This window comes from Ralstonia sp. 25mfcol4.1 (assembly GCF_900104095.1).
GTDB lineage: Bacteria > Pseudomonadota > Gammaproteobacteria > Burkholderiales > Burkholderiaceae > Cupriavidus.
Map to the genome: position 1 here is coordinate 173,173 of NZ_FNJO01000001.1, position 26,324 is coordinate 199,496.

Below are 26,324 nucleotides of genomic sequence, written 5' to 3' on the forward strand. Positions count from 1 at the left end.
CGATCGTGCTTTTCTTGCGCTACACTTGCCCGACGTCGTGCCCGGCCGCCCTGGCGTTCCTGCCACGCACGACACCGGCAAGACCACATCACACATGGGAGACACAATGAAAGCCGTACTGTGCAAAGCCTGGGGCCCGCCCGATTCGCTGGCGCTGGAAACCCTGCCCGACCTGGTGCCTGGCGACGGCGAAGTCGTCATCGACGTCAAGGCCGCCGGCGTGAACTTCCCGGATGTGCTCATCATCCAGAACAAATACCAGGCCAAGCCCGAGTTGCCGTTTTCGCCCGGTTCCGAGCTGGCCGGGGTGGTCAATGCCGTCGGCGCCGGTGTCACGCATGTGAAACCCGGTGACAAGGTGATCGCCTATCTGGGCAACGGCGCGTTTGCCACCCAGGCCCGCGCGCCGGCCAAGGCCGTGGTGCCGATGCCACCCGGCATCGACTTCGACGTGGCCGCCGCGTTCACGCTGACCTACGGCACGTCGCACCACGCCGTGGTGGACCGCGGCGAACTGAAGGCCGGCGAAACCATGCTGGTGCTGGGCGCGGCCGGCGGCGTGGGCCTGGCGGCTATCGAAATCGGCAAGGCGATTGGCGCCCGCGTGATCGCCGCGGCGTCCACCGACGAAAAACTGGCGGTCTGCAAGGAACACGGCGCCGACGCCGTGATCAACTACACCACCGAAGACCTGCGCGAGCGCATCAAGGCGCTGACCGACGGCAAGGGGCCGGACGTGATTTACGACCCGGTGGGCGGCGTCTACGCGGAACCGGCCTTCCGTTCGATCGGCTGGCGTGGCCGCTATCTGGTGGTGGGCTTCGCCAATGGCGAAATTCCGAAGATCCCGCTGAACCTGGCGCTGCTCAAGGGCGCGTCGCTGGTCGGCGTATTCTGGGGCGACTTCGCGCGGCGCGAACCGAAGGCCAACCAGGCCAACATGGCCCAGATGCTCGGCTGGATGAAGGAAGGCAAGATCCGTCCGCATATCTCGGCACGGTATCCGCTGGAACAGGCCCCGCAGGCGCTGAAGGACATGGAGGCGCGCAAGGTGACGGGGAAGATCGTCATTACGCCATAAGGCTGCAATGCCCGACCGGTTTTCTCTCCTCTCCCGCATGGCGGGAGAGGAGAGAAAACGCCGGCAAGACATCGTGGATCCCTACAGTTTTTCCGTCTCGCCGCTCTGCGGCTGCCACTTCATCAGGCGCTTTTCGCCCGCCGTCACCATCCAGTCCAGCACCAGCGCAAAGGCCGTCAGGACGACGATGCCCGCAAACACCGTGTTGATGTCGAACGTGCCCTCGGCCTGCAGGATCAGGTAGCCGACACCCCGTGCCGAGCCCAGGTACTCGCCCACCACCGCACCCACGAACGCCAGGCCCACCGACGTATGCAGCGACGAGAACACCCAGCTCGTGGCGCTGGGCAGGTACACATGGCGCAGCAGCTGCTGCCTGTTGGCGCCCAGCATGCGCGCGTTGGCCAGCACCACCGGGCTCACTTCCTTCACGCCCTGGTAGACGTTGAAGAACACGATGAAGAACACCAGCGTGACGGCCAGCGCCACCTTCGACCAGATGCCCAGCCCGAACCAGACCGCGAAGATCGGCGCCAGGATCACGCGCGGCATCGAGTTGGCGGCCTTCACATAGGGATCGAGCACGGCCGATGTGAACGGGCTCAGCGCCAGCCACAGGCCCACGCCCAGCCCGGCCACGGTGCCGATGCCGAAGGCCAGCACGGTTTCCAGCAGGGTCACGCCCAGATGGATATAGATATCGCGTTCGACGACGAACCAGTTCCAGATCCGCTGCGCCACCATCAGCGGCTCGCCGAAGAAGAACGCCACCTCCTGAGAGCGCGTGGCGACGTGCCACACGACCAGGATCACCACCAGGAGCAGCAGCTGCCAGACGCGCAGCATGCCTTTGGAATCAGCACGAAAAGCCATGATCTTGTTATTGTCTGGTCCGGTAAGTCAGGCCACCTTGCGCTGCTGCGCATAGCCCTTGAGCACTTCCTCGCGCAGCACGTCCCAGATGGCGGCGTGCAGCTCCACGAAGCGCGGATGGTTGCGGATCTCGGCCACATCGCGCGGACGCGGCAGGTCGATCGAAAATTCGCCAATTGGATGGGTACCCGGGCCGGCCGACAGCACCACCACGCGGTCGCTCATCGCAATCGCCTCGTCCAGGTCGTGGGTGATGAACAGCACGGCCTTGCGCTTGGCGGCCCACAGGTCCAGCACTTCGTTTTCCATCAGCTGGCGGGTCTGGATGTCCAGCGCCGAGAACGGCTCGTCCATCAGGATGATGTCCGGGTCCATCACCAGCGTCTGCGCCAGGCTCACGCGCTTGCGCATGCCGCCCGACAGCTGGTGCGGATAGCGGTCGCCAAACCCGCCCAGGCCCACGCGGCGCAGCCATTCCTCGCCCTGCGCCACCGCCTCGGCGCGCGCCACGCCACGGAACTCCAGGCCGGCGATCACGTTGTCCAGCGCGCTGCGCCACGGCATCAGCGCCTCGGCCTGGAACATGTAGCCGGCGCGGGTGTTGATGCCGTTCAAGGGCTCGCCGAAGACACGCACGGTGCCGGTGGACGGCTCCAGCAGGCCGGCCGACACATTCAGCAGCGTGGACTTGCCGCAGCCGGTCGGCCCTACCACGGACAGGAATTCGCCAGGCTGGATGGACATCGTGACATCGCGCACAGCGGTATACCGCTGCGAGCGGTCTTCGCGCGAGACGAAGGTGCAGGTCACGTTTTCAAGGGAAAGTGCAGGCGTGCTCATGACGGCATGACTCTGAGAAACGTTTCGCCCGCCGGGCGCCCATGCAGGGCCGCGCGGCGGGCGACGAAAGGCGCCCCGGGCGGGGGCGCAATGCTTACTTGTACTTGGCGTTGGCCTTCTGCACGAACGAATTCGTAAAAGTGCCATCCAGCTTGATCGCCTTGCCCTTCAGGTCAGGATCGAACTGCTGCAGCGTGTTCAGCGCGGTCTTCGGGCCGTCGGCGGGCATCATGCCGTCCGGCGAGATCGCTTCCTTCACCTTGTCCCAGGCCGCCAGGTACAGCGCGCGGTCGCCCAGCAGATAGCTTTCGGGCACGGTCTTGACGATGTCCGACGGGCCGGCCGCCTGCAGCCACTTCAGCGCGCGCACCATGGCGTTGGTCAGCGCCTGGGTCGTGTTGGGGTTCTGCTCGATGAACTTCGTCGACGCATACAGGCAGCCCGACGGCATATTGCCGCCGAACACGGACTGCGTTTCCTTGAGGGTGCGCGTGTCCGAGGCGATCCTGACCTCGTTCTTCTGCGTCAGCATCGAGATCACCGGGTCCAGGTTGGCCATGGCGTCGATCTGGCCCGAGCGCATCGCGGCCACCGCGCCGGCGCTGGCGCCCACGCCGATGAACGACACGTCCGACGGCTTCAGCCCGGCCTTGGCCAGCACGAAGTTGGCCATCATGTTGGTCGACGATCCCGGCGCGGTCACGCCGATCTTCTTGCCCTTCAGGTCGGCAATCGACTTGAAGTTGGGCATGGTCTTGTTCGACGTCACCAGCACGATCTGCGGGGCGCGGCCCTGCAGCACGAATTCCTGGTAATGCTGGCCCTTGGCCTGCAGGTTGATGGTGTGCTCGTAGGCACCCGACACCACGTCGGCGCTGCCGCCCACCACGGCCTGCAGCGCCTTGGCGCCGCCGGCGAAGTCGACGATCTCCACGTCGAGCCCTTCTTCCTTGAAGTAGCCCAGGCGCTCGGCAATCGTCAGCGGCAGGTAGTAGAACAGGTTCTTGCCACCCACGGCGATCGTCACCTTCTGCTTCTCGGGCTTGCCCTGCGCGAAGGCGCTGCCGAACGTGAACCAGCCGGCCAGGAACAGCGCCAGCGCAATCAGCAACTGCTTCCAGAAAGGTTTGTTGTACATGGGGGTCTCCTGCCTTTTCCGATTTCTGCTTCTGTTTGGATGACGGCGCGCCGCGTGCCGACGCACGAAAGCCGGGACGCCGCCCAAGCGGCTCCCGGCGATGCTACCGGACACGGCCAGTGTCCGCATCGGGATCAACACCTAATGTCGGCACAATGAGAGCAACCGCGACAGCCATGCTGCCGCCGTGCGCTTTCAATCAGCTTGCGTGCCCGGCGCGGCGGCTTATTCCGCGTGGATGTTGGCGGACTTGATCACCTTGGCCCAACGCTGCAGTTCGGCCTTCTGGTACTGGTCGAGCTGTTGCGGGTTCATGTACTTCGCTTCGGCGCCAAGTTCCTCGGCCTTCTTGCGGAACGCCTCGGTCTTCATGATCTTCTCGATCTCGGTGGTCAGCTTGTCCACCACGGCCTTGGGCGTGCCGGCCGGCGCGTACATCGCGAACCACGACGAGACGTCGAGGTCGGGGTAGCCGGCTTCCGGTGCCGACGGTACGTCCTTGAGGCTTTCCAGGCGCGACTTGCTCGTCACCACCAGCGGGCGCAGCTTGCCGGCGGCGATATGGCCCATCAGCGGCGGCGGCGTGGTGATCGTCATGTCGACGTTGCCGCCCAGCAGGTCGGTCATGGCCGGGCCGGTACCCTTGTACGGCACGTGCGTGATCTGGATGCCGGCCATCTGGTTCAGCAACTCGGTCGACACGTGCTGCAGCGACCCGTTACCCGACGACGCGTAGTTGAGCTTGTTCGGATTGGCCTTGGCGTAGGCCACCAGTTCCTTGAGCGACTTCACCGGCAGGTTCGGGCGCACCACCAGCACCTGCGGCGCCGACAGCAGGTTGGCCACGGGCTGGAAATCCTTGACCGGATCCCACGCCGTCTTGGTCAGCAGCGGCGTGATCACGTGGTAGCCGGAATACTGCACCAGCAGCGTGTAGCCGTCAGCCTTGGCGCGCTGCACGGCCTGCGCGGCGATGGTGCCGTTGCCGCCCGGCTTGTTGTCGACCACCACCGACTGGCCCAGCGCCTTCGACAGCGGCTCCGAGATCAGGCGTGCGGCCAGGTCGGTGGTGCCGCCGGCAGCCGCCGACACCACCAGCATGACCGGGCGATTGGGGTAGGAGCCGTCCTGGGCCTGGACGGCAGTGCCGAAAGTCAGTCCGGCAGCGGCCAGCGCGGCGCAGGCGCCGATGAGGTTGCGTTTCATGCTTTGTCTCCGTATGTCTTATTTGGGGATCCGAAAACCCGAAAATCCGAAAATCCTGTTGTTCTGCGCCCCGCCCCCACTTCCGGAACAGGGGTGAAATCCGCGGTCCGGTCAGGCGTTGGCGAAGAACTCCGCCATCCACGCGGGCGGCTGGTGCGTGCGCAGGCGCGGGCCCGCGCGCAGCAGCTGGCTGGGCACGTCGCGCTGCACCAGTTCCGACACGCCGCCCACCACGTTCAGCAGCGCATCGAGGTCGACACCGGTATCGACGCCCATCGACGCGAACATATGCACCAGTTCCTCGGTGCTGACGTTTCCGCTGGCGCCGGGCGCGTACGGGCAGCCGCCCAGGCCGCCGGCCGCCGCGTCGAAGCGCGTCACGCCGGTCTGCCAGGCCGCGATGGCATTGGCCAGGCCCATGCCGCGCGTGTTGTGCAGGTGGATCGTCAGGCCGGTCTGCGGCAGCGCACGCTGGAAGGTCTCGCACAGCGCGGCCACCTGGTTCGGATAGGCCATGCCCGTGGTGTCGCACAGCGTGATGCCGGCCGCGCCCGCGTCGGCAAACGTGCGCGCCAGCGCCATCACGTCGGCCTCGCTGACATCGCCCTCGAACGGGCAGCCAAACACGGTGGACAGCGAGACATTCACCGGCACGCCGGCCTTGCCAGCCTCGTCGATCATCGCCAGCAGCTGGGCCTTCGACTGTTCGCGCGTCATGCGCAGGTTGGCGCGGTTATGCGTCTCGCTGGACGACATCACCAGGTTCACTTCATCCGGATGGCACGACAGCGCGCGCTCCAGGCCGCGCAGGTTCGGCACCAGCACCGTGTAGCGCACGCCCGGCACGCGCTCGATCCGGTGCATCACGGCTTCGGCATCGGCCAGTGCGGGAATCGCCCGGGCCGACGTGAACGAGGTGGCCTCGATGCGCACAAACCCGCAATGGGCCAGCGCGTTGACGAAGGCGACCTTGCCCTCGGTGGGCACCACGAACGGCTCGATCTGCAGCCCGTCGCGCGGCGCCACGTCGTTGATTTCGATGCGCGCCGGCCCCGCCAGCGGGTAGGTCTGGGCGATTTGCTGATTCATGCGATCACTCCACGGGCGCGCAGGTCGGCAATGGCCGCCGCGTCGAAGCCGGCCTGCGCCAGCACGTTGTCGGTATGCTCGCCCAGCGTGGGCGCGCGGTCATGGATGGCACCGGGATTGCTCGACAGCTTCGGGATGATGCCCGGCACTTCCACGCTCAGGCCCTTGGCCGACGTCACCGTCTCGATGACTTCGCGAGCGCGGTAGTGAGGGTCTTCGGCGATGTCCTTGACGGTGTAGATGCGGCCGGACGGCACGTCGGCGCCGCGCAGCACTTCCAGCGCCGAGGCCACCGTCTGCGTACGGGTCCAGGCGGAAATCGCCGCGTCGATTTCGTCCACGCGCTTCACCCGGCCGTCGTTGCGCGCCAGGTCCGGGTCCTCGCCCAGGTCGTCGCGGCCCATCGCCGCCATCAGCCGCTTGAAGATGGCATCGCCGTTGGCGGCGATCAGCACGTACTCGCCGCAGCCGCACGGATAGGCATTGGACGGCGCGATGCCAGGCAGCGCCCCGCCCGCCGGCTGGCGCACCGCGCCAAACGCCGAATACTCGGGCAGCAGGCTTTCGCTGAGATTGAACAGCGATTCATAAAGCGCCACGTCGATGACCTGGCCCTTGCCGCCGCGCGCGTCGCGCTCGTACAGTGCCAGCAGCACGCCCAGCGCGCCATGCAGCCCGGCGATGGTGTCGCCCAGCGACAGGCCCGCGCGCACCGGCGGCCGGCCCGGTTCGCCAGTCAGGTAACGCAGCCCGCTCATGGCCTCGGCCACGGCGGCGAAGCCCGGCTCATCGCGCTTCGGCCCCGTCTGGCCGTAGCCGGACACACGCAGCATGATCAGCCTGGGGTTGGCCGCGTGCAGCACATCCCAGCCCATGCCCCACTTTTCCATGGTGCCGGGACGGAAGTTCTCGATCAGCACGTCGGCTTCGGCAGCCAGCCGGCGCACAAGGTCCTGCCCTTCGCGCTGGCGCAGGTCGATGGCGATCGATTGCTTGTTGCGCGACTGCGCTTCCCACCAGACCGACATATCTTCGTGGAGCATGCGCCACTTTCGCAGCGGATCGCCCTGGCCGGGCGGCTCCACCTTGACCACGTGCGCACCAAAATCGGCAAGAGTCTTGGCGGCAAAGGGGCCGGCGATCAATTGGCCCAGTTCGAGGACCTTGATGCCATTGAGAATCTGTTGCGCCATGTTGGAAATGTCTCCGTGAAACTGACCCGTGCGGGGGATTTGGCTTTGTTTCGACGGAGTGTGCCGCAGCTTCGGGGTGACGCGGAATCGGCATTCCGGAAAGCGGGATATCTCGGAATGCGAAAGATTGGGGCTAACCCTGATGAGGGGATGGGTCAACTTCCGGTCCGGAGTTGCCGTTATCCGGGACACCTCCCGCCGCAGTTCCGGCCATTTCCGGCACGCTGCGCGCCAGCCACCCACCATCCGCGGCTTCGTCACCATGCGATTTTTCCGCTTCTGCCGGACCCTCTGCGCCGCCTGCGCCGGCTGGATGGCCACGTCCGCGCTGGCGCACGCGCCCGCGCCCGGAACGACGACCATCGTGCTGTATTCCGAGGCTGCCCAGCGGCCGCTGTCCTACGAGGAAAACGGCGTGCCCCGGGGCGCCTACATCGACAGCGTACAGCGCGTACTGAAGCGGCTGCCGCCCGAATACCGGGTCGAGATCCGCTTCGCCTCATGGGCGCGCGTGGTCGAGGAGGCCAGGGCCGGCAACAGCGCAGGCATCCTGGGCGTCTACTACCGCCCGAAGGAACGGCCATACCTGAACCATTCGAAGGCGTTCTACGCCGAGGACGTGGCCGTCCACTGCAATCGCGATGCCGTCGAGGGCCGCACCTTCCGCACCTATCCCGATGACTTCGCCGGTCTGAAGTTCGGCAACCAGCGCGGCTACCTGGCGCCGGGGCCACGCTTCTTCCAGTTCGCCCGGGAAGGCCGGATCGAGGTTGTGGAGGGCCATGAGTTCCAGGACCTGGTCAAGAAGATGCTGGTGGGAGAGATCGACTGCGTGGTCAATCCCAGCGTGGTCCTGAACGAGGCGCTGCTCACCCTGGAGGCTCGCGGCCTGCCCGAGCGCATGCGCTACAAGTCCAGGCGCGTGCTGAACGTCAAGACCGAGACCGTGCATATCGGTTTCAGCAAGAAGTACGAGGCATCGCATCCGGAGCTGGCCCGCTTCCGCACGCTGTTCAACAAGGCGGTGGATGAATAGAATCCCTCCCTGAATCCTTCAGGATCGAGCCCTTCATGCCACTGCTGCCCCCGGTTCAGTCGATCCGGAACAGGATGATCGTGCTGTTCATCGTTGTCACCACGACAACGCTGGGGGCCTTTGCCGCGCATCGCCAGTGGCAATTGCAGCAGGAACTCGCGCATCGCTTCGAGCGGACCCGCGCCGAAATCATGGATGGCCTGGGCCAGAGCCTGGCCGAACCGGCCTGGGCGCTCAATGTCGGCATCCTGCGCTCCCGCCTGGAAGCCACGCTGGTGCACCCCGAAGTCTCGGAGGCCTGCGTGTTCTCGCCCGACGGCAAGGAATCCTATGCCACGGCAGGGCGCCCTGCCGCGCCGGGCACCGCCCCGTGCACCGTGGCCGGGCCGCAGGACGTGCTGAGCGAGGTGCGGATTTACCCGCCGGCCAATGTCGATGCCGCGCGCCGCGAGCAATTTATCGGCACGGCCGTGATCCGGTTCTCGCACCAGCCGATGCACAAGGCCCTGCGTGCGGCGATGATCCAGGGCATTACCGAGGTGGCCGCCATCGACGTGGTGCTGGTGCTGCTGCTGACCTTTGGCCTGCGCATGGTGTTTCGCCCCCTGGAACACCTGCAGCGTGCACTGTTCCAGCTGGCGTCGAGCCATGGCGACGAGCTGGACGAACTGTCGCGGCTCGGCCGTACCGAGTTCGACAGCGTGATCGACGGCTTCAACCAGGTGTTGCGCAAACTGAAGCTGATCATCGCCGAGCGGACCGAAGCCGAACTGACGGTACGGGCCGCGATCCAGCGCAGCCACGAGGCCTTTGCCCAGATCCAGGCCACCCAGGCCGAACTGGTCGAGAAAAATCTGCAGCTGGAGGCGCTGTCCAAGACCGACCAGCTGACCGGCGTGTTCAACCGGCGCCATCTGGACGCAGTGCTGATCAGCGAGCTGGAACGCCACCGCCGCGAGGGCAGCCTGTTTTCGATCATCCTGATCGACGTGGACCGCTTCAAGGCCATCAATGACAACCACGGCCACCAGATCGGCGACCGTGTGCTGGTGGAAATGGCCGAGCGCATCCTGGAAATCACGCGCGATGCCGATACCGTGGGCCGTTGGGGCGGCGAGGAATTCCTGATCATCTGCCCCGACGTCACCCCCCAGGTCGCCGTGCAGTTCGCCGAACGGCTACGCCGCACGGTGTCCGAGCGGGCGTTCTCGGTGACGGGAGACATGACGGCCAGCCTGGGCGTGGCCAGCGTGCAGCCAGGCGACACCATCCACGGCATGATCTCGCGCGCCGACCAGGCGCTCTATCGCGGCAAGCACAATGGACGGGACCGCGTGGAGTACGCCGACGAGGGATTGGCCACCCCGTAGCCCGGAGCGGTGCCAGTCAGAACGGCGCGCGGTCGCCGCACAGGTGGGTAATCAGCAGCCTGGCCGAGACGGTCAGGCCGGCCGGGTCGCGCATGCCGATCAGCAACGACCGGCGCGCCCAGGCATCGCGCAAGCCCACCAGCGACAGCCCCATCGACTTCACATGCGGCTCGGCGGCGATGCGCGGCAGCACACCGACCCCCAGGCCCGCCATCACCATGCGGCACATCGCGTCGAAGCTGCGCACCTGGATGCGCAGGCGGAACTGGCGTTCCAGCCGGCTGCTTTCTTCCAGCAGCCGCGCGGCCAGCGACGTCACCTGGGGCAGGCTGACGAAGTCGTATTCCAGCGCATCGGCGTAATGCACCGGGCCGTCCTGGGCCAGCGGATGGCCCGGCGGCGTGATGATGACAAGTTCGTCCTGCCGGTATTCGACCGTGACCAGCCCGGTGCAAGGCGTACGGTCGGCAAATATCCCGACGTCCGCCCGGTTTTCCATCAGCGCGGCCACGATGTCGCTGCTGTTGTGCTCTTCAAGCTCGATGCGGATGGTGGGATGCTGGCGCATGAACTGCGCCAGGTCGTCGGGCAGGAACTGGGTAATGGCCGACGTGTTGGCACAAACGCGCACCTGGCCGCGCACCCCCGACGCATAGTCGGACATCACGCCGGCCATGCGCTCCACGTCCTGGAGGATGGTCAGCGCGTGGTGAAAGCACGCCTGCCCCGCCTCGGTCAGCTGCACGCCCGCCGCATGGCGGAAGAACAGCGGCGCGCCGACGGCGGTTTCCAGGTCGGAAATCCGCTTGCTGGCGGCCGCCACGGCCAGATGCGACTGGCGCGCGCCAGCCGAGATGCTGCCCTGCCGGGCCACGGCCACGAACAGGCCCAGCGTCACGAGATCGAAGCGCGCCAGGTTCATGGTCAGAGCGTGCGCCTGTCCATCACGGCGCGGGCAATGGTGCCTGCGTCCACGTATTCCAGTTCGCCTCCCACCGGCACGCCGCGGGCCAGGCGCGACACCTTGAGCCCGCGCGCCTTCAGCATTTCGCCGATGTAGTGCGCGGTGGCCTCGCCTTCGCTGGTGAAGTTGGTGGCGACGATCACCTCGGTGGCCGGACCGCCATACTCGGGGTCGGTGGCACGCGCCAGCAGGCGATCGAGATGAATTTCCTTCGGGCCGATGCCGTCGAGCGGCGACAGCCGCCCCATCAGCACGAAATACTGGCCGCGATAGGTCAGGGTCTGCTCGATCATGACCTGGTCGGCCGGCGTTTCCACCACGCAGAGCAGCGCGGCGTCGCGACCGGGGTCGCGGCACGTCTCGCAGATGTCCTGCTCGGTGAAGGTATTGCAGCGTTCGCAATGGCGGATGCCATCGGCGGCGCCACGCAGCGCGTCGCCCAGTTTGCGCGCGCCGTCGCGATCATGCTGCAGCAGGTGATACGCCATGCGTTGGGCCGATTTCGGCCCAACGCCGGGCAGCACCTTGAGCGCCTCGATCAGCGCCTGCAGCGAAGTGGGCGGTGCCGCTTTCATGGCACCACCTGGAACAATGCGCGCATGGGGACGTCGATCAGAACGGCAGCTTGAAGCCCGGGGGCAGCGGCAGGCCCGACGTCATCGAGCCCATCTTTTCCTGCGTGGTGGCCTCGGCCTTGCGCACGGCGTCGTTGAACGCGGCGGCGACCAGGTCTTCGAGCAGGTCCTTGTCGTCGGCCAGCAGGCTCGGATCGATCGTCACGCGCTTCACGTCGTTCTTGCAGGTCATGAGCACCTTCACGAGGCCGGCGCCGGACTGGCCCTCGACCTCGATCTGGGCCAGCTGCTCCTGCATCTTCTTCATGTTGTCCTGCATCTGCTGGGCTTGCTTCATCAGCCCCGCCAGTTGACCTTTCATCATGGCATCACTCCTTCGATATGTGTGTGGTGTGGGACGGCGCCGCGTGGTGTCGATCCAGGCGGGCCGCCTCTCGAAATCAGGCAGCGCGCGGCTGCACGGAACCGGGCACGATCTGCCCGCCGAATTCGCGCAGCAGGCCCTGTACGAACGGGTCCCGGTCAATCTCGGCCTCGGCCTCGCGCTGGCGCTCGGCACGCGCCGCGGCATCGACGGCCGCCGCGGTATGGGTCACGGCACCGATCTCGCAATGCACGCGGACCTCGATGCCGAAGTGTTCATTGAGCGCCGCCTGCAGCCGCTCGGCCACATTGGCCTCGCCAATGGCCGCCACCGGCACGCGCAGATGCAACGTCCGCCCCACCACGCGGTGCAGCTCGCTCTGGTGCGCCAGCTGCTGCGCCAGGCCCTTGAGCGGCAGGCTGGCAGCCAGCGTCGGCCAGTCGCCGGTGAAAACTGGCGGCGTACCGTCGTCGGACGCGCTCGGCGCCACCGGCGGCACGGCCGGTGCCAGCGCGACCGCCGGCTCGGGTTCAGGCGCCGGCTTGCGGGCCTGCGGCTCGGCGGACCGGCCCGGAGCCGCACGTCCGGCGCCACGCGGCGCGCGGTCGAAATTTTCCGATTCGAAGCCGTTGTCGTACCCGCCAAAGTCGGGGTCGAAGCCCGGATCGTTATCGTAGGGGCCGATCACCGGCATGTCCGCCGGCATGGCTTCCCACGGGGGGACATCGCTGCCACCGGCCGCTTCCCACGGCGGCACATCGGCTGCCGGCCGCGCCTGCTGGGCAGGCCTGGCGGATGCAGGCACCGGGCGCTCGCGCATGGGCTCCGACGTGGCCGGGGCCGGCTGGGCGACTGCCACGGGAGCGGCGGGCGCAGCCGGTGCGGCGGCAGGGGCCTGGGCCGGCTGCGCGGGTGCAGGTGCAGGCGCGGCCGTGGCCGTAGTCGCCGGGCGCGAAGCCGAGGGCGGACGCAGCGGCTGGGCCGCCGGGCGCTGACTGTAAGCGGCTGCGGCTGCGGCCCCGGCCATCGGCGGCGCGCTGGCGCCGGCCGGACGCGAGGCGCCCTTGCCCGCCGACGCCTGTCGCGCGGCTTCGAGGGCGGCACGGGCCGGAGACATGGCGGTGCGGTTGCTGGCTGGCGGCAGGGCGGGCGTGTCGGCAATAACCGGGGTTGCGGGAATTCCGGTATTCGCCGGGGCGGCGGTCATGGGCGTCGCAAGCGGTTCCGCTACCGGCTCCGGCGTGGGCGCAACGACGGCCTTCGCCACATCGGCAACCGGCGTCTCGGCTTTCGGCGCCGCCGCCTGGACCACGGGCGCCTGCGGCGCGGCAGCCTTCACCGGCGCCGCTGCTGCAGCCTGTGCCACGGGCGCAGCCGACACGGCACGCGGCGCGGCGGCCGGCGGGCTGGCCGGACGCGGCCGCGCCACGGCCTGGCCGCCACCGCCCTGCCCGCCCACCGGCGCGGCAGGCGTGGCCGACGGCCGGAAGGCCAGCATGCGCAACAGCGTCATCGTGAAGCCGGCATACTCGTCGGGCGCCAGCGCAAGCTCGCTGCGGCCAAGGTTGGCAATCTGGTAGAACAGCTGGATTTCCTGCGCGTCGAACAGGCCGGCCAGCCGGCGCACGTCCTCGGCCTCGGGCCATTCGTCCTGCACAGAGGCAGGCACGGCCTGGGCCAGCGCGATCTTGTGCAGCAGCGAGCCCAGGTCCTGCAGCGCGCCGGCAAATGACAGGCTGCGGTCGGCCATCGAGTCGGCAATGCGGAGCATCGCGCCGCCGTCCTCGGCGGCCAGCGCATCAAGCAACTGCACGAGGAAGCTCTGGTCGATCGCACCGAGCATGCCGCGCACGGCTTCCTCGGACACCTGGCCGGCGCTGTACGCGATGGCCTGGTCGGTCAGCGACAGCGCGTCGCGCATCGACCCATGGGCAGCCTGCGCCAGCAGGCGCAGCGCGCTGCCGTCGTGCTGGATGCCTTCCTGCGCCAGGATATGGTCCAGGTGCGACACGATATGCCCCGGCGGCATCTGCTTCAGGTTGAACTGCAGGCAGCGTGACAGGACGGTGACAGGAATCTTCTGCGGATCGGTCGTGGCCAGGATGAACTTGACGTGCCCGGGCGGCTCTTCCAGCGTCTTCAGCATCGCGTTGAAGGCGTGGTTGGTCAGCATATGCACTTCGTCGATCATGTAGACCTTGAAGCGGCCGACCGTCGGCGCGTACACCGCCTTGTCGAGCAGCTGCGCCATCTCGTCCACGCCACGGTTCGACGCCGCGTCCATCTCGATGTAGTCGACGAACCGCCCGCTATCGATCTCCAGGCAGGCCTTGCACTGCCCGCAGGGCTGGGCGGTGATGTCGCCGCTGCCGTCGGGCCCGGTGCAATTGAGCGCCTTGGCCAGGATCCGGGACAACGTGGTCTTGCCGACACCGCGCGTGCCGGTGAACAGGTAGGCGTGATGCAGCCGCTGCTGTTCCAGCGCATGCGTGAGCGCGCGCACCACGTGCTCCTGGCCGACCAGCGTGGTGAAATCCCGTGGGCGCCATTTGCGCGCTAGAACTTGATAACTCATGGCGGCGATTGTAGCAAAAGGCGGGCCTCGGCAATCGGGAACCGGCCCGGCAAACCCTGGCCGGCCGGCGCCTATGAAAAAGCCCCGCCAGGGGGCGGGGCTTCGTGTCACATCGGGCTGGCCAGCCGTCAGTGAATCACCATCTGCGTGAACGGATGCACATACGCCTGCAGCGTCACGAACAGGCCCACCAGGATGGCCAGCGAGACCGAGTGGAAGAACACGTAGCGCAGGATCTCGCCCTCGTGGCCGTACCACTTGGTGGCCGTGGACGCCACCACGATCGATTGCGCGTCGATCATCTTGCCCATCACGCCGCCGGAGCTGTTGGCGGCCGCCATCAGCGTCGGCGACAGGCCCAGCTGCTCGGCCGTGGTCTTCTGCAGGCCGCCGAACAGCACGTTCGATGCCGTGTCGGACCCGGTCAGCGCCACCCCCAGCCAGCCCAGCATCGTGCCGAACAGCGGGTACAGCACGCCGGTCTGGGCAAACGCCAGGCCCAGCGTGGCGTCCAGGCCCGAGTAGCGGGTCAGGTAGCCGATGCCGAACATCGCGCAGATCGTCAGCAGCGAATACCGCACGAGCTTGATGGTTTCCCAGTATTCCTTGAACAGGCGCGGGATCGAGTAGCCCATCAGCAGGCCGCCAACCACCGCCGACACCAGGATGCCGGTGCCCGCCATCGACAGCACGTTGAAGTTGAACACGGCGCCTTCGGCGATTTCCTTCGGCACCACCGGCGGGCCCTTGATGATGGCCTTGTCCAGGCCCGGGATCGGGAATTTCCATTGCCAGATGCCGTCCATCAGCTTTTTGAACTCGGGAACGCCCCAGACGAACACGAACACGGTCAGGATCACCCACGGCATCCAGGCCTTGGCCACCGAGATGCCCACCGATGCGGCGCTGGCCCGCGCGTCGGCTTCCAGTGCCTCGGGATGGTCGACCTTGGAGTCGTCGTGGCGGCCCAGGATGCGCGTGGACGTCCAGATTTCCTTCGGTTGCCAGATCTTCAGGAAGCCGGTCAGGCAGCCCATCGAGATCAGCGCCGAGATCACGTCCACCAGCCACGGGCCGTGAAAGTTCGACACCAGGAACTGCGGCACGGCGAAGCTGACGCCCGCCACCAGGATGGCCGGCCAGATCGCCAGCATGCCGCGGAAGCCCGCGAATGCCCAGATCAGCCAGAACGGCACCAGCACCGAGAAGAACGGCAGCTGGCGGCCGATCATCGCGGACAGTTGCACCTGGTCGATGCCCGTCACCGACGACAGGCCGATGATCGGCGCACCCAGCGCGCCGAAGGCCACCGGCGCGGTGTTGGCGATCAGCGCCAGGCCCGAAGCGGCCAGCGGCGAGAAGCCCAGGCCGATCAGGATGGCGCCGGTCACGGCCACCGGCGTGCCGAAGCCGGCAGCGCCTTCGAAGAATGCGCCAAAGCTGAAGGCCACCAGCAGCAGTTGCAGGCGACGATCCTCGGTCACGCCGGAGATCGAGTTCTGCAACACCTTGAATGACCCGTTTATCGTGGTCAGCCGGTGCAGGAAGATGATATTGAGGACGATCCAGCCAATCGGGAACAAGCCGGACACGATGCCGAGCCCCGCCGCCTTGCCGGCCATGGCCGCCGGCATGCCGAACACGAACGACGCGACGACGATACCCACCACCAGCGCCAGGCCGGCCGCCAGGTGCGCCTGCATATGAAAGAACGCCAGCGCGGCAAGCAGCACGGCGACCGGAACCCCTGCAGCGATGGTCGAAAGCGCCATGCTGCCTAGCGGGTCATAGACTTGACTCCACACGATTGAATCCTCCTCTGGTTGATACGGCTGCCTGCCTCTGACGGGCCTGGACAACCGGACGACATTTGCCCCGCCGAGCGACGCAAGCGCCGCCCGCCGGACAGAAAGGGGATTGTAAGGACGGGTTCCCGGCTCACCGCCCAAAATCCGGTCATCGACCCGATGAGCCGGATTCAGGGATCAGGGTTTGTGCGGGGGCAGTCTGGCGCACCTCACATCCTCGCGCGCAGCGTACTCCTTAAAACGATCGTTCGATATAGGTAATGTGATGGAGGCGCGGCCCGAACTGTCGCGCAGCCGTGCGTTCCGGGCCGCCCGTGCGGGCGGGTGCCGGATCAGCCGCACTCCCCCACGTAGCCGCAGTTGGCGCACTTGGCGCAGCCGTCGACCTTGTGCAACGCATGCGCGCCACACTCGGGGCAGGGCTTGCCGGTGCCGATGCCGGTCACGGCCGTGGCGGCCTGGGCCGGCGCCGTCGGCCGGGCCAGTGCGACCGCCGCCTCGCCGCCGTCGCGCCGGGCCAGACGGGCGGCCAGTGCGGTCACGGGCACCTGGCCGCCCTCGTCGTCCAGGAAGCCGCGCTTGATCAGGATGCGCTGCAGCGCGTAGCTCAACGCCGCCACCTCCGAGTCATGGAAGCGCGGCACCTCGGTGCCATCCTGCCGTACGACGGATCCATAGCGCACGGTGCCCTTGTCCCACACCACGTTGCGCATGTCGGCCAGCGCCTTGGCAATCGGCCCGCCCGAGCGCGCCACCATCGACAGCAGCCGCATCGTCGACGTGATCCACTGCTGCCCTTCGGTACGCTGGCCGGCCGGCATGAAGAACTCGATGGGCCGTTCGATCGTGACCGGCTGGCCGTCGACCGTCCCCGACACGCGCATGAAGTTCACGGTCAGGTAGACGGTCTTGTGGCCTTCGTAGGTCAGGTATTCGACCTTGGACGTCACGCCTTCCAGATCGCCCAGCGGACGGCTGCCGAACGGCCGCGTGAGCGGATCGTCGCCGTTCTGCTGCGCGCCCGGCGTGACCGCCGCGGCGGGCGCCTCGGGCGCCGGCGCCACCGACAACACGGCGCCCAGCACCTGGTTGGGCCGGTAGGTGGCCAGCCCCTTCAGGCCGGCCTTCCACGCTTCCAGGTACAGGTTGCGGAAGGCCTCGTACGGATAGTCCTCCGGCACGTTCACGGTCTTGCTGATGCTGGTGTCGATATACGGCTGCACGGCTTCCAGCATCCGCATATGGTCCAGCGCCGACATCTGCAGCGCGGTGACGAAGCTGTCCGGCAGTTGATCCATGTCGCCGCCCATATGGCGATAGAGCCGCCACGCATGGTCGGCCACCTCGAACGTGCGATAGCTGTCGTCCGGCATGCGCTTGCGGCGGTTATACGTCCAGGAGAACGCCGGCTCGATGCCATTCGACGCGTTGTCCGCGAAGGCCAGCGTGATGGTGCCGGTCGGCGCGATCGACAGCAGGTGCGAGTTGCGCAGCCCGTGCGCGCGAATGGCGTCCCGCACCGCCTCCGGCAGCCGGCTGACAAAGCCGCCGCCCAGGTAGGCGTCGGCATCGAACAGCGGGAAGGCGCCTTTTTCGTCGGCCAGTTCCACCGATGCCAGGTACGCATGGTCGCGCATCGATTCGGATATCCGGCCCGCCAGCGCGCGCGCGGCGTCGGTGTCGTAGCGCAGCCCCAGCATCACCAGCGCGCTGCCCAGCCCCAGGAAGCCCAGCCCAATGCGGCGCTTGGCCTGCGCCTCGGCCTGTTGCTCGGGCAGCGGCCAGAACGTGACATCGAGCACGTTGTCGAGCATGCGCGTGGACACCCGCACGACCTCGGCGAACGCGGCGAAGTCGAAGCTGGCCTCGTCGGTGAATGGCTGGCGCACGAAGCGCGTCAGGTTGATCGATCCCAGGCAGCAGCATCCATACGACGGCAGCGGCTGCTCCGCGCACGGGTTGGTCGCCTCGATCGTCTCGCAGTAATAAAGGTTGTTGTCGGCGTTGATGCGCGACAGGAACAGGATGCCGGGCTCGGCGTGGTCGTAGGTGGCCTGCATGACCTGATCCCACAGCCGGCGCGCCGGCACCCGGCGATACACCCACTGGCCATCGTCGCGCCGGTAGGCGCCAGCCGCGATGACGTCCATGCCCGGCTCGGCCTCGTGCACGAGTTCGATCTCTTCATCGGCCTCCACGGCCTGCATGAAGGCATCGGTGACGCCGATGGAGATATTGAAGTTGGTCAGGTCGCCACGATCCTTGGCGTGGATGAAGCTCTCGATGTCGGGATGGTCGCAGCGCAGCACGCCCATCTGCGCCCCGCGCCGCGAGCCGGCCGACTCCACCGTGGCGCACGACGCGTCGAACACCTTCATGAACGACACCGGCCCCGAGGCCCGCGAATGCGTGGCGCGCACCAGCGCGCCGCCGGGCCGGATCGACGAGAAGTCGTAGCCCACGCCCCCGCCGCGCCGCATGGTTTCGGCGGCCTGCGCCACGGCCGTGTAGATACTCGGCTTGCCGTCCCTGGACTCGGACACCGAATCGCCCACGGGCTGCACGAAACAATTGATCAGCGTGGCCTGGATGCCCGTGCCGGCAGCGGAATTGATGCGCCCCGCCGGCACGAAGCCGTTTTCCAGCGCCCAGAGAAAGCGCGCGGCCCAGGTGTCACGGTGATCGGCCGGTTCCACCTCGGCCAGCGCGCGCGCCACGCGGCGGCGCACATCGTCGATGCTGCGCTCCTCGCCCTTGGCGTATTTTTCCTGAAGAACTTCGATGGAGATGTCTTGCGGCACGAGTGCGCCGCGGAGGATCTGGTCGTTTGCGTTCATGCCCCAACCTGTCTGGATGAAAAGTCGGCTGAAAATGCCGTCCGCCATGCTGCCAGCATGGTCGCGCGACACCCCGGTATCAGATCAAACTCGCGTCGAACAACCCTAGTAGAACAACGAAATTGAATACGTTGCACCGGGTTGGGTTACAATGCCGGTCGGACGGGCCTCCTCGCATGGTGGCGCGGTCAACCTGGTCAGGTCGGGAACGAAGCAGCCACAGCCGTTTTCCACCAGTGCCGAGGGTCAGGCTCGTCCCCCTTCTTCCTGCTTTTTCTGTCTTCACGCGAAGTTCTTCGCGAAAATCCCACGAAGTAATGCCTTCTGCCCGATAGCGGCAGACACGCCACCGGGCAGCAATCCGCCACCTATTCTGCGCCTCTTTTCAGGATCAGAACAACGACCCCTGCTGCGTCGTGGCAATTGGCGCGGACGTCCGTGATGGCGTCGAAGCGCGCAGCACTTCGGCATCGATCCACTCCCCGGCTGCCGTGGCCACGCCGGCTTCGATCCGCTTGCCGGGGAAGACCGGCTGCACCGCCGCCACATAGCGCGCCAGCTGCGCGCCATAGGCTGAGTGTTCCTGCGGCAGCAGGCGCTGCTTGTAGTCGATGATGACCACCCGGTCGTCGAACTCCACCAGCCGGTCGATCCGCAGCAGGCGGCCCCGGCCATCGTAGAGTTCCACCTCGTTGCGCGCCGACACCGCGTCGGGCGCGAACAGCAGCGGCCGCAACGCCGGCGCGGCCAGCATGGCGCGCAGGTCGGCCACCGCCGCCTCGGCCTGCCGCTGCCAGCGGTCTCGTGCCAGGGGCGCCCCCGCTCCTGCCAGCGGGAACCAGCGCATCACGGTGGCGGCGTCCGGCACGCCGGTATAGGCCTCCGGGTAGCGCGTGAGCCGTTCCAGCAGCGCATGCACCAGTTCGCCATGCGCGGCAGCCTCGGGGTCGAACACCATGGCTTCGGCCTCGTCCTCGAAGGCGGCAGCCGTCGCGGCTTCGGTCGTGGCTTCGGCTACCGCTTCAGCGGCCCCTTCGGCGGCTTCACCGGCCGCCACCTCGTCCGCGCCGCGATAGCGCAGCCGGAAATCCGTGTAGCGCACGCGCTCGCTGGCCGCGCCGAAGGTGTCGGCGGTCGGGATTCCGGTCTCCGGATAGGCTGTCACCTCGTCCCCGACGCCTGCCCCGGCCAGCCGCACATACCAGCTTCCGGCGATTTCGGCGCCATTGGCTTCCTCCCTGGCGGCCTTGCTGGCGCGGCCCTTGACGCCACTGACGAGCAGCCCCTGCTGCGCGCGCGTCATGGCCACGTAGAGCAGATTCCAGTTCTCGCGCTCGGCCAAGGCGGCTTCGGCCTCGAACATCGGCGCGCGCGCCAGGCCGCGCTCGCTGCGCTTGCCGTAGGCCGAGAAATGCCGCGGCGCGGGCGATGCCGGCGGCCAGTCCACCAGGATGCCGCCACGGTCGGCGGCCGGATCGCTGTGGTTGGCATCGAGCAGCACCACGAATGGCGCCTCCAGGCCCTTGGCCGCATGCACGGTCAGGATATGTACCGCGTCGAGCTGGCTGACGGCGGCGTCGTCGGGCTCGGCCTCGGTGTCTTCCACGCCCTCGCCCATGCCGCCCTCGTCGGGGCTTTCGTCCTCGTCGCCGCGCCGGATTTCCTGCAGTTCGTCGATAAACTTCGGCAGGCTCGGGTAACGGCCGCCGTCCAGGTCGAGCGACAGCTTCAGGAAGGCGTCCAGGTTGGCCAGCACCTGCTCGCGGATGGCCGACGGCGCGGCCTCCGCGTAACGGCGGCGCACCTCGCCATGGTGATAGATATGGTCGATCAGGTCGTGCACGGGCTTGTGCGGCGCCAGCGCCAGCCAGGCGCGCAAGCGGGCAATGCCGGCGCGCAGCGCGTCAGACACATGCTCCGGCAGCCCGTTGGCGATGCGCGACCACCAGCCGCCTTCGCCTTCGATCGACGCCAGCAGGATCAGGTCGTCGTCGGTGGCCCCGACGATCGGGCTCTTCAGCACGTGCGCCAGGTCGAGATCGGATTCCGGCGTCATCAGGAACGCCAGCAGCGCCGAAATATCGAGCGCCTCCAGGGTCGTCAGCAGGCCACCGCGGCGCGGGCTCAGGCACGGGATACCGGCTTCGCGCAGCGCGCGCTCGTAGTCGGGCAGATAAGTCTTGCGGCGCACCAGCAGGTGCATGTCGCGCCAGGTAGCGGGCCGCGACACGTCGCCCTCACGCACAGGCACCTGGTCGCGCAGATAGTGCAGCCACGCGGCCACGCGCCGGCCTTCCTCGAAGCGCAGTGAATCGCCCTGCTGCACACGCGGCTGCGTCAGTGTGTCGCGATGGCCGTCGCCGGCAGGCTGATCGTCGGTCGCACCGGCTGCGTCGCCAGCCACGCCGGACTCGGCCGCATCCTCCGCTTCCACCAGCGGCAGCAGCCAGACCGGGCCGCCAGGATCCTTCAGCGCCGTCGTCTGGGTTTCGTACAGCGGATAACGACCATCGGCGCGGGCATGGTCGAACACCGCGTTGACCCAATCGAGCACTTCCGGACGATTCCGGCGCGTGCGGTTGGTACGCAGCACCGTGGCGCGAAACTCGGCTTGCAGCATGTCGCGCGCGGCATCGAACAGGCGCGCATCGGCACGGCGGAAGCGGTAGATCGACTGCTTGGGATCCCCCACCAGGAACACGGTCGGCTTGTCGCCCAGGCCCTGGTAGCCGGCCAGCCAGCCCTGCAGGATGCGCCACTGCAGCGGGTTGGTGTCCTGGAATTCGTCCAGCAGCAGGTGGCGATAGCGCGCATCGAGCCGCACCTGCAGATAGGTGGCGGTTTCCTCGTCGGCCATCAGCCGCGCGGCCAGCCATTCGAGATCGGCGAAATCCATCGCGCGCTGCTCGCCCTTGTATCGCTGGTAGCGTTCCAGCAGCGCGTCACCCAGCCGGTAAAGCGCCAGGTTGATGGCCAGCACGGCGGCCTCGCAGCGGCGGGCCGCGATGTCGTCGAGCCGCGCGCAGTGGTCGGCCACGCGGGCGATCAGGTCTTCGGCACCGCCTTCGCCGCCGCAAACCTTGACCAGCGCCGTGGTGGCCTTTATCGAGCGTGGCTTGCCGGCGTCGGTGAAAAACGCGGCGCGCAACTGGCCGAAGGCCTGCGTGGCGGCGTCGCCGGGCGCGGCGCCGGCATCGCGCCAGGCCCGGATCGCACGCAGGCCGTCCACCAGCCGCGACGCGTGGGTCTGCTCGGTCTTGCCGGCCCGCCCCAGGGTCAGCGCCAGTTGCGCGCATTCCTCAAGCCAGTCGTCGTCGGCCAGCGCCTCCACCAGCACGTCGACCGTGGCGTCATCGCCAAGATCCTGGGCGAGCCGCAGCGCAGGATCGCCAGCATCCCGGAACGCCCACCACTCGTTACGCGCGTGGAACATGCGATCGAGCAGGCTGCGCGCCTGGAAGTCGCCCACCGCATCGACCAGCTGTTCATAGGCTTCGCGCAGATCGGCATGCTGCGGATGGGCCAGCGCGCGCCAGAACGGCGCCCAGGCCTCCCGCTTCATGCGCAGGGCGTCCTCGCGCAGCGACGCACCGGGCACGATGCCCGACGACAGCGGCGCGCCGCGCAGCAGCGTGCCGAACCAGCCGTGGAAGGTGTCGATGGCCATGCGGCCGGGCGATGCCAGCACCTGCGCATGCAGCAGGCGGGCCCGGGGCAGCGCGGCGCGGGCGGCATCGGCGGACAGCCCGCGCATTTCCAGCTGGGCCAGCACGGCGTCGTCGGACCCGCTCGCCAGTTGCGACAGCACTTCCAGCAGGCGTTCGCGCATCTCCTCGGCGGCCTTGCGCGTGAACGTGATGGCCAGGATCTCGTGGGGCGCGGCGCCGGCCAGCAACAGGCGCACCAGCCGCGCCACCAGCAGCCAGGTCTTGCCGCTGCCCGCGCAGGCCTCAACCACGACGGAGCGTGCCGGGTCGCACGCGGCGCGTGTGAAATCGGCCTCGGCCACGGGCTGGCCATCGCGCAGATACGCGTGGATGTCCTGACTGGCGTTCATGAGCGAAGATCCGGCAAGGCGGTGGATTCCCAGAAGCCCTTGCGGCACAGGCCGCGCGCTTCGCAATAGGTACAGGCGGCGGCATCGCCGAATGCGGGCAGCTTAGCGCCCTGCCGCAGGCGGCCGACGTCATGCCGCAACTGACGCTCCAGCCACGTCACGGCGGCCTGGAATTCGGGCAGATCGACTTCGCGCTGCGCACCGGGGGCGCTGTCGCGGCCGCCCTGCTTCACGCCTTCGAGCGCCACCCAGCTGCCCGCCACGGCATCGGCGCGCAGCAGGCCGTAGAACGCCAGTTGGCAGTCTTCCTCGGCATCGCCCACTTTGCGGCGCAGGCGGCTGGCGGGCTGCGTCTTGTAGTCGAGCACCGCGTGGGCGCCGTCGGGGCCCTTGTCGAGACGGTCGATACGGCCCGCCAGCCGCAGCGGCACGCCGTCGGGCATCGCCACATCGACGCCGGCGTCCAATTCGCCGCCGCGCCAATGCCAGCCCATTTCCTCGCGCGCGGCCTGCCACGCCACGTACGACGGCAGCACCTCGCACCAGCGACGGTAGTAGCTGATCGCGTTGCCGTCCTCGGCCATCTGCTTGCCGAACACGGTGTCGGAAATCTGCTGCAGGCGAGCCAGCCGCCGCGCGTCGTCGCGCTCGTCGGCATCGTGGATTTCCTGGTGGTACTGCAGCAGCACGCGGTGCAGCAGGTTGCCGATATCGCGCTTTTCCAGGTCGTCGCTGAGCGATTCAAGCCCGGCCAGCCCCAGCATGCGGCCCGCGAAGAACTGATAGGGACACCGGCGCAGCATGTTGTACGCCGCCGCGCTCCAGCGGGCCGGCACCCGTTCCGGCGCGGTCGGCGCGGGCATATGACCCGGCTGCGCGAAGGTATCGAGCAGCTGCGGCGCGGCGCCGGCCTCGATCGGGGCCCCGGCGCGCGCGCAGCAGGCGGACAGCCGTTCGATCCAGCCTGACACATGATGCGGCTCGCCCCGGCTGCCGTAGCGTTGCCACGTCAGCACCACCTCGTCGTTATTGAGCAGCACTTCGGCCAGATCGCGCGCCTGCTGCGCGAAGCGTGCCTCGCGATCCTCCAGGCCCAGTTCGCGCCGCATCTGGTTCGAGAAGAACATCAGCTCGGCCGCGCTGGACGGCAGTTGGGCGTCATCGCAGCCCACCACTACCACGCCGTCGAAGCGGCGCATCCGCGCGCCATTGAGCGGAAGGATGGTGATGCGCGACTGGCTCTGCGCCAGCGGTTCCTTGTAGGCCACCGATTCGAGCAGCGCGGCCAGCATCGCGCGGAATTCCTGCTGGTTCAGCGTGGCATGGCTGCCGGTTTCGTCGTCGGCCAGTTCGGCCAGCCGCGCCAGCGCATCGAGCAATTGCTGGCCGGCATCGTCGGCCGCCAGCGCGGGACGCATCGCCAGCGCGTCGAGCGTGGCATCGAGCCGCCCAAGCCAGACCGACAGCGGCTGCTGGGCATGGCCGCGCGGCCATTGGCCGGCTTCATCGGCCAGCGTGGCGATCAGGCCGCGCGCCGCGGCGCGCACGTGCAGCGTCGCATCGCTGGCCTCCATGGCCTCGGCGTCGGTCACCAGCGTCCCCTCGCGCTCCGCGAACAGGTGGCGCAGGCGGGTCCAGCCGCCGGTAATCACATCGCGCCGGATCTGCCGTTCCAGCAGCGCGATGGCCGCGCCACGGTGGGCGGCGTCAGGCAGGCAGAACGGCGACTTCAGCAAGTCAAGCAAGGCGGCGGTATCGCCGTCGCGCCCCAGCACGTCGAACCAGCGCATCAGCGCGGCGGCGGCGCGCGTGGTGGACAGCTTCCAGCCCGTTTCATCGCGTACCGGCGCACCGGCCCGCTTCAGCAGCGCGCGCGTGCGGCGCGCCACCACGCGATCGTGCGCCACCAGAGCCACGTGCTTGCGGCCCTCGTTGAGCCATTGCACGAGCTGGGCCGCCGCGGCCGCGGCTTCGTCCTCGAAACGGGCACTGCCGATGACCCGCACGCGCGGGCGTTCGACGGGCAGCGTCCGGGGCAGCGCGGGCATCGGGGCATCCGTGGACGCCCTGCCGGTGCCATGATCCCCGCCAGCCTCGCCGGCATCCTCGTCAGGCTGCGCCTGTTCGGTACGGCGCGCCTCGGGCCACAGTGCCAGCAGCGTCTGGTACCAGTCGGCGTCGGCTGCCGCTTCGCCGCCGGTCCAGTCGTAGCCCACTTCCAGCGTCGGCACCGCCTCGCCGGCCTGCTGCAGGAAGCTGGCCTCGATGGGCTCGGGCGGTGTCGGGCCGATCCACACCACCGGCCCGGCCACCTGCTGCGCCAGACGCTGCAAGGCACGGCGACGGGCCGGCAAGGGGTCGTCCGGGCCGGACAGCATCTGCCAGAAAGCCAGCACGATCTGGGCTTCCTGCCCAAGAAACCGCTCCGACAGATGGGCGTAGGTACGCTGCAGCGCACCTTGCAGCAGCGCGGCGCGGTCGTCGCCATCCACGTCGTCATCCTCGCGAATGGCGGCATCCTCGAGCCATCGCGCACTCAGTTCGTCGCTGATCGACAGCAGCGTCTGCGCCAGCCCCCAGGCAGCGCCCTCGGTCTGGGCGCCGAACGCGGTGCGCAGCCAGTCCTGCGCGCGAATGGCCTGCTGCACGGCCAGCAAGCGCGCTGCGTGGCTGCGCGGGGGGGCCGGTTCCGCATCGAGATCGGGGGGCAGGTCCAGCAGCCAGTGACCCAGCGTCAGCACGCGCGGCAGCAGGCGCGGCTGGCCGGCTGCGCGTGCCGCGGCATCGAGCGCCTGGCGCACGCCGGGAATCTGCGCGGCCGTAGGCACGACCACATGCGCGGCCGACGCGGCAGGGCCGCAGTGGTCAAGGAAGTACCACGTCGCCGTGGCAGCCTGTTCGAGAAACGACGGGCCTGGAGGAAACGAAAGCCGGGTCATGAATGGTGGGACCGATACGTATCAGCAAAGCGGGGCGACCCGGGCGCCCCGGATGCACGCGAAGGCCGTCAGTTGCCGCCCCGTCCGCCACTTTCCAGGCGGGCACGCAGTTCGCGGGCGGTTTCCAGCAATCCCTCGTAGCCGGAGCGCGCATGCTCGGGCAGGTCGGGATCGCCAATCAGCGTGCCGAGGGTTTCCATCACGCTGTACACCAGGCCCCTGGCGGCGCCGGTGGCGATGCTGTCGGTCTCGACGGCGCTGTTCAGGTGTGCCAGTGCTTCGCTCAACTGGTCCGCATCGGGGGTATCGGTATCGGGCTTGCGAGGATCGGGCGTCATGATCGATGGCCTATGTCGGAAGATGCAAGGTTTGCGCATCC

18 protein-coding genes and 1 other RNA gene are annotated in these 26,324 nt (G+C 68.0%); 4 read left to right on the forward strand and 15 right to left on the reverse strand.

Translation table 11 applies throughout. The features are described 5' to 3' along the window. Positions 1-106 precede the first annotated feature (106 nt). The gene (locus tag BLQ58_RS00745) at positions 107-1,081 is read left to right on the forward strand and encodes an NADPH:quinone oxidoreductase family protein (RefSeq protein ID WP_092594119.1); all 975 of its coding nucleotides are present in this window, start codon (positions 107-109) and stop codon (positions 1,079-1,081) included. 81 nt (positions 1,082-1,162) lie between these two features. Here the strand turns inward: BLQ58_RS00745 and BLQ58_RS00750 are convergent, their stop codons facing one another. The 6 genes from BLQ58_RS00750 to BLQ58_RS00775 form a co-directional block, all read right to left on the reverse strand. After that, entirely contained in the window at positions 1,163-1,954 is a 792-nt protein-coding gene (locus tag BLQ58_RS00750) for an ABC transporter permease (protein WP_092594120.1), read from the reverse strand. Positions 1,955-1,981: 27 nt separating this feature from the next. Beyond that, positions 1,982-2,794 (reverse strand): ABC transporter ATP-binding protein, encoded by an 813-nt coding sequence (locus BLQ58_RS00755; protein WP_092594121.1) that lies wholly within the window; start codon positions 2,792-2,794, stop codon positions 1,982-1,984. Positions 2,795-2,888: 94 nt separating this feature from the next. Then, on the reverse strand, positions 2,889-3,932 hold the full coding sequence (locus BLQ58_RS00760) for an ABC transporter substrate-binding protein (RefSeq protein ID WP_092594122.1): 1,044 nt from the start codon (positions 3,930-3,932) through the stop codon (positions 2,889-2,891). A gap of 225 nt (positions 3,933-4,157) precedes the next feature. Then, a complete protein-coding gene (locus tag BLQ58_RS00765) occupies positions 4,158-5,138 on the reverse strand; it encodes a Bug family tripartite tricarboxylate transporter substrate binding protein (RefSeq protein ID WP_092594123.1) in 981 nt (326 codons plus the stop codon). A 111-nt stretch (positions 5,139-5,249) separates the two neighbouring features. Beyond that, a complete protein-coding gene (locus BLQ58_RS00770; RefSeq protein ID WP_092594124.1) occupies positions 5,250-6,227 on the reverse strand; it encodes a hydroxymethylglutaryl-CoA lyase in 978 nt (325 codons plus the stop codon). Further along, positions 6,224-7,420: a CaiB/BaiF CoA transferase family protein gene (locus BLQ58_RS00775; protein ID WP_092594125.1), complete on the reverse strand. Its 1,197-nt coding sequence runs from the start codon at positions 7,418-7,420 to the stop codon at positions 6,224-6,226. Before BLQ58_RS00775 ends, BLQ58_RS00770 begins: the two co-directional genes overlap by 4 nt. Before the next feature lie 262 nt (positions 7,421-7,682). Between BLQ58_RS00775 and BLQ58_RS00780 the strand changes: the two genes are divergently transcribed. Both BLQ58_RS00780 and BLQ58_RS00785 read left to right on the forward strand, forming a co-directional pair. After that, complete coding sequence (locus tag BLQ58_RS00780; protein WP_175459811.1) at positions 7,683-8,456, forward strand: substrate-binding periplasmic protein; 774 nt, start codon at positions 7,683-7,685, stop codon at positions 8,454-8,456. Positions 8,457-8,491: 35 nt separating this feature from the next. Beyond that, entirely contained in the window at positions 8,492-9,826 is a 1,335-nt protein-coding gene (locus BLQ58_RS00785; protein WP_092594127.1) for a GGDEF domain-containing protein, read from the forward strand. A gap of 16 nt (positions 9,827-9,842) precedes the next feature. Here the strand turns inward: BLQ58_RS00785 and BLQ58_RS00790 are convergent, their stop codons facing one another. The 6 genes from BLQ58_RS00790 to BLQ58_RS00815 all read right to left on the reverse strand — a co-directional run bounded on the left by BLQ58_RS00790 (position 9,843) and on the right by BLQ58_RS00815 (position 18,949). Further along, positions 9,843-10,748, reverse strand: coding sequence for a LysR family transcriptional regulator (locus tag BLQ58_RS00790; RefSeq protein ID WP_066730893.1), 906 nt, complete (start codon positions 10,746-10,748; stop codon positions 9,843-9,845). Between the two features lie 2 nt (positions 10,749-10,750). Then, entirely contained in the window at positions 10,751-11,365 is a 615-nt protein-coding gene (gene recR, locus BLQ58_RS00795) for a recombination mediator RecR (protein WP_092594128.1), read from the reverse strand. Positions 11,366-11,402: 37 nt separating this feature from the next. Further along, on the reverse strand, positions 11,403-11,729 hold the full coding sequence (locus BLQ58_RS00800; protein ID WP_092594129.1) for a YbaB/EbfC family nucleoid-associated protein: 327 nt from the start codon (positions 11,727-11,729) through the stop codon (positions 11,403-11,405). 76 nt (positions 11,730-11,805) lie between these two features. Further along, positions 11,806-14,304: a DNA polymerase III subunit gamma/tau gene (gene dnaX, locus BLQ58_RS00805; RefSeq protein ID WP_092594130.1), complete on the reverse strand. Its 2,499-nt coding sequence runs from the start codon at positions 14,302-14,304 to the stop codon at positions 11,806-11,808. Positions 14,305-14,432: 128 nt separating this feature from the next. After that, a complete protein-coding gene (locus BLQ58_RS00810) occupies positions 14,433-16,109 on the reverse strand; it encodes an L-lactate permease (RefSeq protein ID WP_092594131.1) in 1,677 nt (558 codons plus the stop codon). A 335-nt stretch (positions 16,110-16,444) separates the two neighbouring features. After that, positions 16,445-18,949: an adenosylcobalamin-dependent ribonucleoside-diphosphate reductase gene (locus BLQ58_RS00815; RefSeq protein WP_092594526.1), complete on the reverse strand. Its 2,505-nt coding sequence runs from the start codon at positions 18,947-18,949 to the stop codon at positions 16,445-16,447. A gap of 161 nt (positions 18,950-19,110) precedes the next feature. On the opposite strand from BLQ58_RS00815, the gene ffs reads away from it, so the two are divergent. Further along, positions 19,111-19,209, forward strand: an RNA gene (ffs, locus tag BLQ58_RS00820) — signal recognition particle sRNA small type. A 131-nt stretch (positions 19,210-19,340) separates the two neighbouring features. Here the strand turns inward: ffs and BLQ58_RS00825 are convergent. From BLQ58_RS00825 to BLQ58_RS00835, 3 genes are all read right to left on the reverse strand, one after another. Further along, complete coding sequence (locus tag BLQ58_RS00825; protein WP_092594132.1) at positions 19,341-23,006, reverse strand: UvrD-helicase domain-containing protein; 3,666 nt, start codon at positions 23,004-23,006, stop codon at positions 19,341-19,343. After that, on the reverse strand, positions 23,003-25,945 hold the full coding sequence (locus BLQ58_RS00830) for a PD-(D/E)XK nuclease family protein (protein ID WP_092594133.1): 2,943 nt from the start codon (positions 25,943-25,945) through the stop codon (positions 23,003-23,005). The genes BLQ58_RS00825 and BLQ58_RS00830 overlap by 4 nt, the downstream gene beginning before the upstream one ends. Before the next feature lie 68 nt (positions 25,946-26,013). After that, on the reverse strand, positions 26,014-26,283 hold the full coding sequence (locus BLQ58_RS00835; protein WP_092594134.1) for a hypothetical protein: 270 nt from the start codon (positions 26,281-26,283) through the stop codon (positions 26,014-26,016). Positions 26,284-26,324 lie beyond the last annotated feature (41 nt).